The 14,446-nt window shown below is 71.7% G+C and carries 13 protein-coding genes; 2 read left to right on the top strand and 11 right to left on the bottom strand.

The features are described 5' to 3' along the window. Nucleotides 1-102: 102 nt before the first annotated feature. From ACFWRV_RS25080 to ACFWRV_RS25030, 11 genes are all read right to left on the bottom strand, one after another. Nucleotides 103-1,206: a polyprenyl synthetase family protein gene (locus tag ACFWRV_RS25080; RefSeq protein ID WP_384337988.1), complete on the bottom strand. Its 1,104-nt coding sequence runs from the start codon at nt 1,204-1,206 to the stop codon at nt 103-105. Further along, nucleotides 1,203-2,588 (bottom strand): hydroxysqualene dehydroxylase HpnE, encoded by a 1,386-nt coding sequence (hpnE, locus tag ACFWRV_RS25075; protein ID WP_384337987.1) that lies wholly within the window; start codon nt 2,586-2,588, stop codon nt 1,203-1,205. Before hpnE ends, ACFWRV_RS25080 begins: the two co-directional genes overlap by 4 nt. 118 nt (nt 2,589-2,706) lie before the next feature. After that, entirely contained in the window at nt 2,707-3,627 is a 921-nt protein-coding gene (gene hpnD, locus ACFWRV_RS25070; protein WP_384338026.1) for a presqualene diphosphate synthase HpnD, read from the bottom strand. Nucleotides 3,628-3,656: 29 nt separating this feature from the next. Then, nucleotides 3,657-4,568, bottom strand: a complete 912-nt coding sequence (gene hpnC / locus ACFWRV_RS25065; RefSeq protein WP_384337986.1) for a squalene synthase HpnC — start codon at nt 4,566-4,568, stop codon at nt 3,657-3,659. Nucleotides 4,569-4,980: 412 nt separating this feature from the next. Then, nucleotides 4,981-5,766 (bottom strand): ABC transporter ATP-binding protein, encoded by a 786-nt coding sequence (locus ACFWRV_RS25060; protein WP_030711508.1) that lies wholly within the window; start codon nt 5,764-5,766, stop codon nt 4,981-4,983. Beyond that, nucleotides 5,759-6,688: an ABC transporter permease gene (locus ACFWRV_RS25055; protein ID WP_384337985.1), complete on the bottom strand. Its 930-nt coding sequence runs from the start codon at nt 6,686-6,688 to the stop codon at nt 5,759-5,761. Before ACFWRV_RS25055 ends, ACFWRV_RS25060 begins: the two co-directional genes overlap by 8 nt. A 101-nt stretch (nt 6,689-6,789) precedes the next feature. Continuing rightward, entirely contained in the window at nt 6,790-7,662 is an 873-nt protein-coding gene (locus ACFWRV_RS25050) for a glycosyltransferase family 2 protein (protein ID WP_384338025.1), read from the bottom strand. An 8-nt stretch (nt 7,663-7,670) separates the two neighbouring features. Beyond that, nucleotides 7,671-8,450 carry a CDP-alcohol phosphatidyltransferase family protein gene (locus ACFWRV_RS25045; protein WP_384337984.1) on the bottom strand — a complete coding sequence of 260 codons (780 nt, stop codon included), beginning with the start codon at nt 8,448-8,450 and terminating at the stop codon, nt 7,671-7,673. Then, complete coding sequence (locus ACFWRV_RS25040; RefSeq protein ID WP_384337983.1) at nt 8,428-9,489, bottom strand: iron-containing alcohol dehydrogenase family protein; 1,062 nt, start codon at nt 9,487-9,489, stop codon at nt 8,428-8,430. Before ACFWRV_RS25040 ends, ACFWRV_RS25045 begins: the two co-directional genes overlap by 23 nt. Then, nucleotides 9,477-10,214, bottom strand: a complete 738-nt coding sequence (locus ACFWRV_RS25035; protein ID WP_384337982.1) for a sugar phosphate nucleotidyltransferase — start codon at nt 10,212-10,214, stop codon at nt 9,477-9,479. Before ACFWRV_RS25035 ends, ACFWRV_RS25040 begins: the two co-directional genes overlap by 13 nt. Continuing rightward, complete coding sequence (locus ACFWRV_RS25030; RefSeq protein ID WP_384337981.1) at nt 10,211-11,965, bottom strand: DUF5941 domain-containing protein; 1,755 nt, start codon at nt 11,963-11,965, stop codon at nt 10,211-10,213. Before ACFWRV_RS25030 ends, ACFWRV_RS25035 begins: the two co-directional genes overlap by 4 nt. A 316-nt stretch (nt 11,966-12,281) precedes the next feature. Here ACFWRV_RS25030 and galE point away from each other — a divergent pair, with 316 nt between their 5' ends. Both galE and ACFWRV_RS25020 read left to right on the top strand, forming a co-directional pair. Next, the gene (gene galE / locus ACFWRV_RS25025; protein WP_384337980.1) at nt 12,282-13,271 is read left to right on the top strand and encodes a UDP-glucose 4-epimerase GalE; all 990 of its coding nucleotides are present in this window, start codon (nt 12,282-12,284) and stop codon (nt 13,269-13,271) included. 182 nt (nt 13,272-13,453) lie between these two features. Then, nucleotides 13,454-14,395, top strand: coding sequence for a cation diffusion facilitator family transporter (locus ACFWRV_RS25020; RefSeq protein WP_384337979.1), 942 nt, complete (start codon nt 13,454-13,456; stop codon nt 14,393-14,395). The last annotated feature ends 51 nt before the right edge of the window (nt 14,396-14,446 follow it).

Genomic DNA, 14,446 nt, shown 5'->3' with positions numbered 1-14,446 from the left:
GCCGTTGTGTGGTTGTTTGTTGGGGGGGGGGGGGGGTGGGGGTGGGGGCGCGGGGGGGGGGGGGGCGGCGCGCCGCGACTGCGAGTCATATGCGAAGCGTGGTCATCTCTTGCGTACCACCACGAAGTCGGCGAGCTCGGTGAGCTGCTCGCGTACCCGGTGGGGCATGTCGACGGCGTGCAGCGCCTCGATGGCGATCGCGTGCTGACGGCGGGCTTCCTGGGCGGTCCACTCACGGCCGCCCGCCTCCTCGATGAGCGCCGCGCGGGCGGCGAACTCCTCTTCGGAGAAGCTGTCGAAGTCGTTGCTCTTGGCGTCGGCGGCGAGCAGTTCGCCCAGCCGCTCGGAGGCCTCGCCGCCCGCGGCGAGCGCCGCGACGACCGGCAGGGACTTCTTGCGCTGGCGCAGGTCGCTCCAGGTCTGCTTGCCGGTGGACTCCGGGTCGCCCCAGATGCCGAGCAGGTCGTCGACGGCCTGGAAGGCGAGGCCGAGGTGGTAGCCGTACGCCTCCAGGGTGTCGGCGGTGCGGTCGTCGGCGCCGCCGAGCACCGCGCCGATGGAGACCGCGCAGGCCAGCAGGGCGCCGGTCTTGTTGCCCTCCATCTCCAGGCACTCCTCGACGGTGACCCGCTCGCGGTGCTCGTAGGAGATGTCCTGGGCCTGCCCGTCGATGAGCTTGCGGGTGGCGGAGGTCAGGCGACGGGCCGCGCGGCCCGCCTCGACCGTGCCGAGTTCCAGCAGCAGGTCGTAGGCGAGCGCGAAGAGCGCGTCGCCGACCAGGATCGCCTGGGCGGGGCCGTGCACCTTCCACACGGTGTCGCGGTGGCGGCGCTGTTCGTCGCCGTCCATCAGGTCGTCGTGCAGCAGTGAGAAGTTGTGCACGAGTTCGACGGCCACGGCGCCTGGGATGCCGGCCTCGGCCGGGGCGCCCGCCGCCTCGGCGGACAGCAGGGCGAGCGCCGGGCGTACGGCCTTGCCGCCGTCGCCGTCCGAGGGCCGTCCCTCGGCGTCGATCCAGCCGAAGTGGTAGGCGGCGACGGTGTCCATGGGCGGCGCGAGCCGGCCCACGGCAGCCCGCAGGACCGGCGCTGACAGGGCTCGTCCGCGCTCCAGAAGCGCGGTGACGTCCGCGGTGTCCGCCACGGTGTCGAAAGCCGGATTCGCCGGGGTCACAGACTCTCCTCTTGTTCCGGTGGTACTGCTCATGCCGCCTCCTGCAGCGGATGTCCATGGGGGCGGCCGAGGTCGTGGAGGGCCGCGTCGGCGGCGTCGGCGCCGCTGCGCACGGCGCCCTCCATCGTCGCGGGCCAGCCGGTGGCGGTCCAGGCCCCCGCCAGCTGGAGACCGGGCAGCCGGGTGCGGGGGCCGGGGCGCAGCCGCCCGACGCCCGGAGCGGGCGCGAAGGTGGCGGTGCGCTCGCGGGTGACGAAGAAGTCGCGGATGCCCGCGCCGCGGGCGGCGGGGAGCAGCCGCTCCAGCTCGGGCAGGTAGCGGGAGCGCAGTTCGGCGACGGGCAGGTCGATCTCGTCCTGGGCGGCCGACTGCGAGACGGCCAGATACTGCCCGGGGCCCTTCAGACCCGAGGAGTGGGTGCGGTCGAAGACCCATTGGACCGGGGAGCCGATCGCGGCGAAGAACGGCCTGCGCAGCACCTTGCGGTCGTAGACGACGTGGACGTTGAGGATCGGCGCGTGGTCGATGTCGAGCAGCAGCTCCGGCTCGTCCAGCGCGCCGGCGGGCAGCAGGTCGTGGGTCTCGGTCTGCGGCACGGCCAGCACGACGGTGTCGGCGGTGATCCGCTCCCCCGCGCTCTCGACGCTCCAGCGGCCGTCCGCGGTGCGGGTGAGGGACCCGACCTTGGCGCGCAGTTCGGTGCGGACGCCGGCGGTGTCCAGCGCCTTGCGGGCGAGGGTGTCGTGCAGCTCGCCGAGCGGCACGGTGGCCCAGCCGATGTCGGCGGCGCCAGGCTCGGAGAGCAGGCCGGTCTTGAAGACCTTGGCCGCCAGCGCCATGGAGGCGTTCGGGGCGGTGGCGTTCAGCGTGGCTACGCCGACGAGGTCCCACAGGGCCTCGATGGTGCGCTCGGACTGGCCGTTGCGGCGCAGCCAGGTGGCGAAGTCGATGCGGTCCAGCTCGGGGTCGGCGGGGTCGAGCCGGCCGAGTGCCAGGGCGGCCCGGCCCACGGACGCCTTCTCGGCGAGCGACAGGTGCGGATAGGCGGCGAGGCCGCCGGCCAGGTGCAGCGGTACGGGTAGGGCGGTGCGGCGGATCCGTCCCAGGCGCGGCCCGGCGGCCCGGCCGACGTCCAGCACGGGCACGTCGAGGCGGTCCTGGAGGGGGGCCAGGTGGGCGGCGTCGATCCGGTCGAGGAACCAGCGGTAGCCGGTGCAGCAGCGCAGGTAGACGTGCTGGCCGTTGTCGACGGTGAGGTCGCCGCGCTGGAAGGAGAAGGCGAGGCCGCCGAGGCGGGGGCGGCCTTCCAGGAGGGTCACGTCGAGTCCGGCGTCGGCGAGGCGGAGCGCCGCCGTGACGCCGGCGAGGCCGCCGCCGACGACGACGCCGACGGGGCGCGGGGGCTCGTCGCTCATACCTGCTCCTCCCGCCGGGTCGTGGCCGTCTGCCGGGGCCTCACCCTGGAGATCGTCGCAGTCAGTGACGCGTCGGGCCACCGGAGGGTTGCCCCGGAGCGGGAGCGGCGGGGACGCATCAGGCACGCCCCCTGGCGGTGAGCCGCGAGATGTGGCGGGCGTCGAGGCCGGACAGGCCGCGCACCGCGACGTAGGCCTTCTCGTGGCCGGGCAGCGAGACCCGTCCGCGCAGCACGGCCTCGGGGTCGCGCTCGATGCGGTCGAGGAGGCGGCGGTAGATCCCGGCCATCGCCGCGACGCAGGCGCCGCTGCGGCGGTCGAGCATCGGCAGCAGCCGGTAGCCCTCGGCGAAGAGGGCGCGGGCGCGGCGGACCTCGAAGTGGATGAGGCCCGCGAAGTCGGAGCCGGGGGGCGGGGTGGTCCGGTGGAACCCGGCCGAGCAGCCGAATTTGGCGAGGTCGTCGGCGGGCAGGTAGGTGCGCCCGTTGCCGGCGTCCTCGCGGACGTCGCGCAGGATGTTGGTGAGCTGGAGGGCGAGGCCGAGGGTGTCGGCGTACTCCGCTGCGCGCTCGGCCCCGCCGGCGCCGGGCGCGGTGCCGAAGACGCCGAGGCTGAGGCGTCCGATGGCTCCGGCGACGCACCGGCAGTAGGCCTTGAGGTCGTCCCAGGTCTCGTAGGTCGCGCCCCGCACGTCCATCAGGACGCCGTCGATCAGCTCGTCGAGTCCGCCGAGCGGGAGCGGGAAGCGGCGGGCGGCGTCGGCGAGGGCGACGGCCACCGGGTCGGTGTCGTCCTCCTCGACCTTGCCGTGCCGGACCCGGTCGAGCAGCTCACGGGTGCTCTCCAGCCGGGTCCGCTTGGTCCCCGCGTCCAGCTCTCCGTCGCCGATGTCGTCGACCCGACGGGAGAAGGCGTACAGCGCCGACATGGCCTGCCGCTTCTCGTACGGCAGCAGCCGGATGCCGTAGGCGAAGTTACGGGCCTGCTGTCCGGTGACGGCTTCGCAGTAGCTGTATGCGGCCTGCACCGGCGGCGACATGTACGTCGTCTGTCCCTCCACGGTCCGGCTCACCTCTCTCCACGCGCTCTTCGCAAGACGATTCCCACTTCGCGCAGCAGCCTGGGCTTGGTGGGTTTGGGCGGTCCGGGCAGTACGTCGAACCCGGCTGCCGAGATCGCCGCGAGCGCGCTGCGGCCGCCCCCGACGAATCCGGCGAGAAGCAGTCTGAGTCTGCCGTCGACGCTGCCCACCAGTGGGGGGCCTTCGTCCAGCAGCTCGCTCGCGCGCTGGGCCTCGTACGCGATCAGGGCGCGGACGGAGGCTCCGGCGGAGGGCGCGGCCAGGTCGGACTCGGTGACCCGGAAGCGGTCCATGTCCTCGGCGGGCAGGTAGATCCGGTCGCGTTCGAGGTCCTCGGCCACGTCCTGGAGGTGCTCGACGATCTGGAGTGCGGTGCAGACCGCGTCGGAGCGGCGGATACGGTCCGGGCTCGCGGTGCCGGTGAGGGCGAGGACCAGGCGGCCGACCGGGTTCGCGGAGAGCTCGCAGTAGGCGGCGAGCTCGGCGTAGGTGCCGTAGCGGCGGATCTTCTGGTCCTGGCGGTTGGCCTCGATCAGGCCGAGGAAGGGTTCGGGGGTGAGCGCGCGGCGCCGCACGGTGGGGCGCAGGTCGCGCAGCAGCGGGTGGTGCGGCTCGTCGCCGGTGGTGGCGAAGACCCGGTGGAGATCGGTCTCGAAGGCGTCGAGCATGTCGAGGCGGTCGTCGCTCTGTTCCGGCTCCAGGCCGAGGTGGCGGGCGTCCGCGCCGCCGGGGGCGAGGTCGCCGTCGCCGATGTCGTCGACGAGCCGGGCGAATCCGTAGACGGCCATCAGGTCGTCGCGCCAGGCGCGGGGCAGGAAGAAGGGCGCCACGGGGAAGTTCTCGTCCGCGGCCTTGCCGAGGGTGGCGTCGCCGGTGCGCGACTCGGGGGTCGAGGTCACTGCGGACCGCCCGGCGCGGGGACGGCGAAACCACGTCGGAGCTGGAGATCTTCCGTCATTGCCGTCACATCTCCCGTTCTACACTGCTGACCCAAAACAACCCTTTTCGGACACGCCGCTCAGTCTTCCGAGTGCACTGCGGCAGAGCGTCGGTGCCGGGGCGTATCGCCCTACTTGCCATGAATCAGCACCGCTACAGCTTACGTTGTACAGCTCACAGGGGATCGGCGGGGTGGAGCGCCCGCCGCCGCTTCCCGGCCGTCCCCGTCAACCTTCCCCGCGCACGGCGCGATTGACGTCATCCGCCGGGAGGAGATCGACCCGGGCCCCTACTGCGCCCGGCCCGCCCGGCGCCGGGCACCGCACGGCCCCCGCCGGACCGGTCCGGCGGGGGCCGTGGGAGACGCTCGGGCTACTTCCCCGTTTCGCGCTCGTACGCCTTGAGGACTTCCTCGGTGGGACCGTCCATCAGCAGCTCGCCCTTCTCCAGCCAGAGCGCGCGGTCGCAGGTGTCCCGGATCGACTTGTTGTTGTGGCTGACCAGGAAGACGGTGCCCGCCTCCTTGCGGAGCTCGCGGATCCGCTCCTCGGAACGGATCCGGAACTTGCGGTCACCGGTGGCCAGCGCCTCGTCGATCATGAGGACGTCGTGGTTCTTGGCGGCGGCGATCGAGAAGCGCAGCCGCGCCGCCATACCGGAGGAGTACGTCCGCATCGGGAGGGTGATGAAGTCGCCCTTCTCGTTGATCCCGGAGAAGTCGACGATCTCCTGATAGCGGGAGCGGATCTCGGCCTGGGTCATCCCCATGGCCAGACCGCCGAGCACCACGTTGCGCTCCCCGGTCAGATCGCTCATCAGGGCCGCGTTCACCCCGAGCAGCGAGGGCTGACCGTCGGTGTACACATGGCCGGATTCGGTCGGCAGCAGACCGGCGATGGCCCGCAGCAGTGTCGACTTGCCGGAGCCGTTGGTGCCGATGAGGCCGATGGCCTCGCCGCGGTAGGCGGTGAAGGAGACACCGCGGACGGCGTGCACCTTCCGGACGCCGCGCGGCTCGCCCTTGCCGCGCCGCACCATGCGGCTCAGTGCGGCGGTGGCGCTGCCCCGGCCGCCGCCCGCGCCGTTGACCCGGTACACGATGTGCACGTCGTCGGCGATCACCGTGGGGATGCGCCCCTGCGCGTTGTCGTCAGCCACGGCCGTACCGCTCCTCCGCCTTCCAGAAGTACACGAATCCCACGACGCCCAGCAGCACGGCCCAGCCCAGGCCGGCGGCCCAGACGTGGTCCGGCAGGTTCTCGGAGCCGTACCCGTCGATCATGGCGAAGCGGACCAGGTCCATGTAGATGGCCGCCGGGTTGTACTGCAGCACGTCGGCGATCCAGGCCGGCTTGTCCTTGAGCATCACCGGGATGGAGAACATGACGCCGGAGGCGTACATCCAGGTGCGCATCACGAACGGCATCAGCTGCGCGAGGTCGGGCGTCTTGGAGCCGAGCCGCGCCATGACGAGGGCCAGCCCGGTGTTGAAGACGAACTGGAGGATCAGGGCGGGGATCACCAGGAGCCACGACAGCGAGGGGTAGCTGCCGAAGATGACGGTGACCGCGACCATCACGATCATCGAGAAGAGCAGTTGCTGGAGCTGCTGGAGTGAGAAGGAGATCGGGAGCGAGGCCCGGGGGAAGTGGAGGGCCCGGACCAGTCCGAGGTTGCCGGAGATCGACCGGACGCCCGCCATCACCGAGCTCTGGGTGAAGGTGAAGACGAAGACGCCGGTGACCAGGAACGGCACGAAGACGTCGTGGGGAATCCCCTCCCTGGTCCCCAGGATCAGTCCGAAGATCAGGTAATAGACCGCGGCGTTCAGCAGGGGCGTGACCACTTGCCACAGCTGGCCCAGTTTGGCCTGGCTGTACTGCGCGGTCAGCTTCGCCCGGGAAAAGGCCAGGATGAAGTGGCGTCGTCCCCAGAGCTGTCGCATGTACGCGAACAGCCCCGGCCGGGCGCCGCTCACGGTCAGGCCGTACTTGGCGGCCAGCTGGGCCGCGTCGAGGCCCTCGTCGGCGGACGGTGGGGTCCCGAGGGCTACCCCACCGTCGTGGGTCGTGTCACTCACAAGTTGAAACTCTCGTCTTCACGCGCAGCCAGTCGCGGGCGCGGCTCAGGCGGACAGGTTCCGGAAAGAAAATACGCCTCATGCTCTCAGAGGAAAGCCTCTCAGATGACCGGAGGTCGGCCCAGCCTCGTCAGCCGCCACACCGTACGCCACTTCATCGGGCGACGGGTTCCGCAGGGGGTGGTCCAGCCTTCCCGGAATCCGCCGAACCATGCCTTCAGCGCGGGCGGCGACGGACGCCTGCCCAGGGTCAGCAGCAGCCAGACCCCCAGGTAGAGGGGGACCAGCGGGGCGGGCAGGTTCCGGCGGGCGAGCCAGACCCGGTTGCGGGCGACCATGCGGTGGTAGACCGCGTGCCGGGACGGCACGGTGGTGGGGTGGTTCAGCACCATGTCGGCGCGGTAGTCGATCATCCAGCCCGCGTCCAGCGCCCGCCAGGCGAGGTCCGTCTCCTCGTGGGCGTAGAAGAAGTCCTCGGGCAGCGGGCCGACCTCGGCGATGACCTTGGTGCGTACGGCGTTGGCGCCGCCGAGGAAGGTCGTCACGCGCGAGGAGCGCATCGGGTCGGCGGCCCGCAGCCGGGGCACGTGCCGCCGCTGGGTGGCGCCGGTGTCCGGGTCGGCGATCCGGAAGGTGACGATCCCGAGCCTCGGGTCCGCCTCGAAGGCCTGCCGGCACAGCTCGGCGGTGTCCCGGTTGGGGAGCAGCCCGTCGTCGTCCAGGAAGAGCAGCGCGTCCACGTCCGCCCCGCGGGGGCCGAACGCCTCGATGCCGACGTTGCGGCCGCCGGGGATGCCCAGGTTCTCGGGCAGCTCCACCGTGCGCACCCCGGCGGGCACCTCGGGGACCGGGGCGCCGTTGCCGACCACCACGACCTCGATCCGGTCACCGTGCTGGGCGGTGACCGAATCGAGGAGGGCACGGAGCTCGTCCGGGCGGTTGCCCATGGTGATGATCACCGCGCCCAGTTTCATGGGAAAGGTCACTTCAGCCTGCTGGACGCCAGGACGGAGACCAGGTGCAGCAGGGTCTGCAGCAGCGCGATGCCGGCCATGACCGCCACGGTCAGGCGGGTGTAGAAGAGGTCGCCCCCGATCGCGTCGACGACAGCCACCACGAGAATCACCAGCGAGGCCTCGATGCCGAGGATCAGCCGGTGGAACTTGAGCGCCGCCGCCGCCTTGCGGGCCAGCGCCATGCCGGAGGAGCGCGGCTCGGAGGCCGCCTCCTTCACCGGCGGCATCCCGCCCTGGTGGCGGGCCACGCCGACCAGGTCCGTCTCGGCCTTGATGAGGATCGCGCCGAGCGCGGCGAGGGTCCCGAGGAAGGCCCAGAGCCAGTCGATCCGGCCCTCGCCCCAGATGTCGGCGGCGCGCAGGCCGAGGCCGACGAGCACCGCGGCGTCGCACAGGTAGGCGGCGACCCGGTCCAGGTAGACGCCGCTGAGCGAGTACTGCTTCTTCCAGCGGGCCAGCTCGCCGTCCACGCAGTCGAACAGCAGGTAGAGCTGGACCATCACCACGCCGAGCACGGCGCCCCAGATGCCCGGCACCAGCAGCGCCGGGGCGGCCAGGGCGCCGGCCAGCGTCATCACGTACGTGACCTGGTTCGGCGTGACGCGGGTGTTGACCAGGTAGCGGTCCACGCGCAGCGAGACCTCGCGCATGTACATGCGCCCGGCCCAGTGCTCGCCGCTTCGCCGGTCCTTCACCCCCGGGGGGTGAACGACCGGACGGAGTTCAGCTACTGATGGTCGTCGCATAGTCGGCGTACGCGTCCCTGATCTGATCGGTGGACAGGTTGAGGTGCTCCAGGACCGTGAAGCGTCCCGGACGCGTCTGCGGCGCGTAGTCGACGGCCTTGACGAACTCGTCGACGCTGAACCCGATCTCCTCCGGCAGGACCGGCAGACCGTGGCGGCGCAGTATCGATGCCATCAGGAGGGACTCCTGGCGGGCACCGCGCAGATGCATGGCGAAGCAGGCGCCGAGGCCGACCTGCTCGCCGTGGCTCGCCGCGCGCTGGGGGAACAGCAGGTCGAAGGCGTGGTTGATCTCGTGGCAGGCGCCGGACGCCGGGCGGGAGTCGCCCGCGACCGACATCGAGATGCCCGTCAGCACGAGCCCCTCGGCCAGCACCTTCAGGAAGCCGTCGTCGCCGACCCCGCCGGGGTGACGCAGCACGGCCTCGCCCGCCTGGCGGGCCATCGCCGCCGCCAGACCGTCGATCTCCTCGCCGTTGACCTCGTGGGCCAGCTCCCAGTCGGCGACGCAGGAGATGTTCGAGATCGCGTCGCCGATGCCGGAGCGGACGTACCGGGCGGGCGCCTCACGGATCACGTCGAGGTCGATGACCACGGCGATCGGGGTGGGCACCCCGTAGGAGCCGCGCCCGTTGTCGTTGTCCAGCGTGGCGACCGGCGAGCACAGGCCGTCGTGCGAGAGGTTCGTCGCGACGGCGACCATGGGCAGCCCGACCCGCGCCGCGGCGTACTTCGCCACGTCGATGATCTTGCCGCCGCCGAGGCCGACGACCGCGTCGTACCGGTTGCCCTTGATGCCGTCGGCGAGCTTCACCGCGGAGTCGATCGTGCCGTCGGACACCGGATACCAGTCGGCGCCCGGCAGGACCGGGGCGAGCCTCTCCCGCAGGGCGCGCCCGGAGCCGTCGCTGATCGCGATGGCGAGCTTGCCCGAGGAGGAGATCCGCTGATCGGCCAGGAGACCCGCCAGATCGTCCATGGCGCCGCGCCGGATGTCGACGACGACCGGGGACGGAATGAGCCGGGTCAGTACTGGCACGCGATCTCACGGCCCTTCTCGAGGTCGTCGTGGTTGTCGATCTCGACCCAGGTCACGGTGCCGATGGGGGCCACGTCGACGGTGAAGCCGCGGTTGACCAGCTCCTGGTAGCCGTCCTCGTAGTAGAGGTCGGGGTCGCGCTCGAAGGTGGTCTTCAGCGCGTCCGCCAGCTCCTCGGCGGCCTCGGCCTCGATGAGGGTCACGCCGATGTACTCGCCGGTCGCGGTGGCCGGGTCCATCAGCTTGGTGATGCGCTGGACGCCCTTGCCCTCCTCGGTGATGACCTTCATCTCCTCGTCGGCGAGCACCTTCTCGGTGTCCAGGGCGAGGATGATCTTCTGGCCCTTGCCGCGGGCGTCCAGGAGCGTCCTCTCGACGGAGACCGGGTGCACGGTGTCGCCGTTGGCGAGGATCACGCCGCGCTTGATGACGTCACGGGCGCACCACAGGGAGTAGGCGTTGTTCCACTCCTCGGCCTTGTCGTTGTCGATCAGCGTGAGGGTGAGGCCGTAGGTCGCCTCCAGCTCGGCCTTGCGGGCGTAGACGGCCTCCTTGCGGTAGCCGACGACGATCGCGACCTCGGTGAGTCCGACCTCGGCGAAGTTGGCCAGCGTGAGGTCGAGGACCGTCTTGTCGCCGTCCACAGGGACGAGCGCCTTGGGGAGCGTGTCCGTGTAGGGGCGCAGACGACGCCCTGCACCGGCTGCCAGTACGAGGCCGATCATGCGAGTTCTCCTTCGTCGTGTACGGCGGGGGCCGAGGAGGACACCCAGAAGCGGATGGACTCCACGAGCACCACCAGAGCCACGGCGACCGCGAGCGCGGTCAGGGCCGTGGTGAAACCTGAGGCGTGGGTGAGTACGGCGGCGAGGACGGCCACCAGCGCGGTGCGGCCCTCGTGTCCACCGATCGTCCGCACCAGCCACTGGGGCGGCGCGCCGGTGCCGCCGCGGATGCGGTACACCGTGTCGTAGTGATGGTAGGCGACGGCCGAGACGAGTCCGAAGGCCGCCGGAACGGCGTGCGGGACGTCGCTGCGGGCCGCCAGCACAAGGATCGTGACGTACTCCGCCGCCCGGAAGAACGGCGGCACGAGCCAGTCGAGCGTGCCCTTGAGCGGGCGGGCGACGGCGAGGCCTGCGAGGACCACGTACACGGCGGCGGCGACGACGGTGAGCCAGCTGCCGTACGGGAGGAAGAGCGCCGAGCCGATCATGACGAGCGTCCCGAGCAGGGCCACGGCCGGGGCGGTGAAACCGCCTCGGAGCCCGGGGGCGACGGCGGCCACGCCTTGGGCGAGCGGGCCGGAGTCGGCGAGGTCCGCGAGGGCCTGCGCGGCACGGTCGGTGCGGCTGGCCCGGCGGGTCAGCGAGCGCAGCAGGCGGCCCGCCGTGGTGTAGCAGGCGGCCAGCGCGCAGCCGACGAGCAGCGCGTAGAAAACGATCCGGGGCGTGGTGACGGCGGTGAGCACCGCGATCATGGCCCAGCGCTCGCCGATCGGCAGCACGATCATCCGGCGCGCCCAGACCGTCCAGCCGACGCTGTCGAGCTTGTCGGAGAGGGCGGCGGTGGGGCTGGTGTTGGCGACCGCGTCGTGATTGGCCTCGTTGAACGAGAAGTCCACGACATGGCGGCAGGCCTGGAGGACCATAGCGCCGAGGGCGAGGACCCAGACGTCATCGCCGCCGCGTACGGCGCCGATGGCGAGCCCCGCGTAGTACGCGTACTCCTTGGCCCGGTCGAAGGTGGCGTCCAGCCAGGCGCCCATCGTGGAGTACTGCAGCGAGTAGCGGGCGAGCTGCCCGTCGGTGCAGTCCAGCACGAAGGAGACCAGGAGCAGGATCCCGGCCGCGACGTAGCCGCCCCGGGTCCCGGTGGCCGCCGCACCGGCCGCGATGAGCGCGGTGATCAGGGACGCCGTGGTGACCTGGTTCGGGGTGAGGTTGCGGCGGGCGCACCAGCGGGCGATGTAGCGGGAGTAGGGGCTGATGGCGAACGTGGTGAAGAAGCCGTCGTGGGCCTTCACCGCGCCGCGCAGCCGTACCGCCTCGTCGTCGACCGCGTCGCGGGCGCTCTCGGCGGTCGCGCGCTGTCCGGCGTCGGTGGGGACGGCGGCGGTGAGGGAGCCGAGGGCGGGGCGCTGTACGGCGATGCCCTCGGTCTCCAGCGCCACGGCGATACGGCCGGGGACGGTCCGGTCATCGGGCGCGGGGTCGGCCTCCGGCTCGACGACGGGGGCGCCCGCGCCGACGGCGGCGGTGGTGCGCTGCAGGGCGCGCAGCAGCGCGCCGCGCGCCTCGGGCTGCGCGGTGAGCGCGCCGGGGACGGTGGCGGCGGCGAAGCGCGGGTCGGTCAGTGCGAGCCGCAGCGCGTGGACGTGGCCCACGAAACGCGGGTCGACGAGGGCGACGCGGCGGCCGGCCGGGACGGCGGCGAGGAGGGCTGCGGCGTCACCGGCGTCGCGGGCGGTCTGCACGTCGAAGCCCAGGGACCGCAGATCGTCCGCGAGCGACGACCCGGGTACCGGCGTACCGGTGAGAATGGCGGTCGACAGACGAACTCACTCCTTGGCACTGACGTGGGCAACACACAGCGGCACGGCCACGAGGCGGGCCGGCGGCGTGTCGGCTGAGGCTATCGGATGAACGGAAGGCCGATTTCACCACCCGTTTGTGCGCCGTTCGGGTGGACCTGCAAGACCGGGCGGCGTTCGCGATCATCATCATCGATCGGGGGCCCGGCCCACAAACCGCCGGTCGGCCCGCACGGGCGGGCGGCTTAGGCTGGCGGGCATGACATGGCTGATCACAGGCGGGGCGGGTTACATCGGGGCACACGTGGCGCGGGCCATGGTCGCGGCGGGCGAGCGGGTCGTCGTGCTCGACGACCGCTCCACCGGCATCGTGGAACGGCTGCCGGAGGAGGTCACGCTGGTGGAGGGCTCCGCCTCCGACCGCGCCCTGCTGGACCGGGTCCTGGCCGATCACGCGGTGAGCGGCGTGGTGCATCTCGCGGCGAAGAAGCAGGTCGGCGAGTCCGTGGAGAAGCCGCTGCTGTACTACCGGGAGAACGTCGCCGGACTCGCCGTCCTGCTGGAGGCCGTGGTCGCGGCGGGGGTACGGCGCTTCCTCTTCTCGTCCTCGGCGGCCGTCTACGGCGTACCGGATGTGGACCTCATCACGGAGGAGACGCCCTGCCTTCCCATCAATCCGTACGGCGAGACCAAGCTCACCGGTGAGTGGCTGGTGCGGGCCACCGGGAAGGCCCACGGGCTCTCGACCGCCTGCCTGCGGTACTTCAACGTGGCGGGCTCGGGCGCGCCCGAGCTCGCGGACACCGGGGTCTTCAACATCGTGCCGATGATGTTCGAGCGGCTCACCCGCGGCGAGGCCCCGCGGATCTTCGGCGACGACTATCCGACGCCGGACGGCACGTGCATCCGCGACTACATCCATGTCGCCGATCTGGCCGAGGCGCATCTCGCGGTCGCGCGGCGGCTGGACGCAACGGGCGCCGGAGACCTGACGCTGAACGTCGGCCGGGGCGAGGGCGTCTCGGTCCGGGAGCTGGCCGAGGTGATCGGCGACGTGACGGGCCACAGCCGGAAGCCGGTGGTCGAGCCGCGCCGGGCCGGTGACGCGCCGAGGGCGGTGGCGTCGGCCGCGCGGATCACCGACGAGCTGGGCTGGATGGCCCGCCGGGGTGTGCGCGAGATGGTCGAGTCGGCCTGGGAGGGCTGGTGCCTGCGCCACCCCGAGGCCCGCGTGCGGCAGCGTCATTGAGGGTGTCCGGGCAGGCGCGTCCCTGATCGTGTCAACGCTCTGACCTGCGGAACGTTTCCGCAGGTCAGAGCACATGACAACGGTGTTCAGTCCCGTGTTGCCCGATACCCCCCACCCGTAGTTCACTGGGCCTGTCGGGCGGTCCTGCCCGGCACCGTCGCGGGGATCTGGAGGCGTTTCGCATGGGGGCTGGCCACGATCACGGGCATGCGCACGGCGGCCCGCCGCCGACCGGCACGGCGGCCGCCGCGTACCGGGGCAGGCTCCGCGTCGCCCTGGCGATCACGCTGAGCGTGATGGTCATGGAGATCGTCGGCGGGGTGCTCTCCGACTCGCTGGCCCTGATCGCGGACGCCGCTCACATGGCCACCGACGCCCTGGGGCTCGGGATGGCGCTGCTCGCCATCCACTTCGCCAACCGTCCGGCCGGGCCGAACCGCACCTTCGGCTTCGCCCGCGCGGAGATCCTGGCGGCGCTCGCGAACTGTCTGCTGCTGCTGGGGGTCGGCGGCTACCTGGTGTTCGAGGCGGTCGAGCGGTTCATCACCCCGGCCGAGACGAAGGGCGGCCTCGCCATCGCGTTCGCCGCCGTCGGCCTGGTGGCCAACATCGTCTCCCTGTCCCTGCTGACGCGCGGACAGCAGGAGAGCCTGAACGTGCGGGGCGCCTATCTGGAGGTGCTGGCCGACACCCTGGGCTCGCTCGCCGTGATCATCTCGGCGGGCGTCATCATGGCGACCGGCTGGCAGGCCGCCGACCCGATCGCCTCTCTTGTGATCGGCCTGATGATCGTCCCGCGGACGGTGAAGCTGTTGCGGGAGACCCTGAACGTGCTGCTGGAAGCGGCGCCCAAGGGTGTGGACATGGCGGAGGTACGGGCCCACATCACGGCGCTGCCCGGGGTGCTGGACGTCCATGACCTGCACGCCTGGACGATCACCTCGGGGATGCCGGTGCTCTCCGCGCATGTGGTGGTGCGCCAGGAGATGCTGGACTCGATAGGGCACGAGAAGGTGCTGCACGAGCTGCAGGGCTGCCTCGGGGACCACTTCGACGTGGAGCACTGCACCTTCCAGCTGGAGCCGAGCGGCCACGCGGAGCACGAAGCGCGCCTCTGCCACTAGGGCGTGTCGTTTGGATCATGTCGGGCTCGCGGGGTCCGACCTGATCCAAAC

Source organism: Streptomyces sp. NPDC058576 (assembly GCF_042718715.1).
In the GTDB taxonomy this organism is placed as follows: domain Bacteria; phylum Actinomycetota; class Actinomycetes; order Streptomycetales; family Streptomycetaceae; genus Streptomyces.
Note: the sequence above shows the minus strand (reverse complement) of the source record. Positions and strands in the feature narration are given on the sequence as shown.

What these genes read in the sequence shown, in the direction of transcription:
- ACFWRV_RS25080 (WP_384337988.1), bottom strand. Translation starts at nt 1,206, where the DNA reads ATGAGCAGTACCACCGGAACAAGAGGAGAGTCTGTGACCCCGGCGAAT.
- hpnE (WP_384337987.1), bottom strand. Translation starts at nt 2,588, where the DNA reads ATGAGCGACGAGCCCCCGCGCCCCGTCGGCGTCGTCGTCGGCGGCGGC.
- hpnD (WP_384338026.1), bottom strand. Translation starts at nt 3,627, where the DNA reads ATGTCGCCGCCGGTGCAGGCCGCATACAGCTACTGCGAAGCCGTCACC.
- ACFWRV_RS25050 (WP_384338025.1), bottom strand. Translation starts at nt 7,662, where the DNA reads ATGAAACTGGGCGCGGTGATCATCACCATGGGCAACCGCCCGGACGAG.
- ACFWRV_RS25045 (WP_384337984.1), bottom strand. Translation starts at nt 8,450, where the DNA reads ATGCGACGACCATCAGTAGCTGAACTCCGTCCGGTCGTTCACCCCCCG.
- ACFWRV_RS25035 (WP_384337982.1), bottom strand. Translation starts at nt 10,214, where the DNA reads ATGATCGGCCTCGTACTGGCAGCCGGTGCAGGGCGTCGTCTGCGCCCC.
- galE (WP_384337980.1), top strand. Translation starts at nt 12,282, where the DNA reads ATGACATGGCTGATCACAGGCGGGGCGGGTTACATCGGGGCACACGTG.
- ACFWRV_RS25020 (WP_384337979.1), top strand. Translation starts at nt 13,454, where the DNA reads ATGGGGGCTGGCCACGATCACGGGCATGCGCACGGCGGCCCGCCGCCG.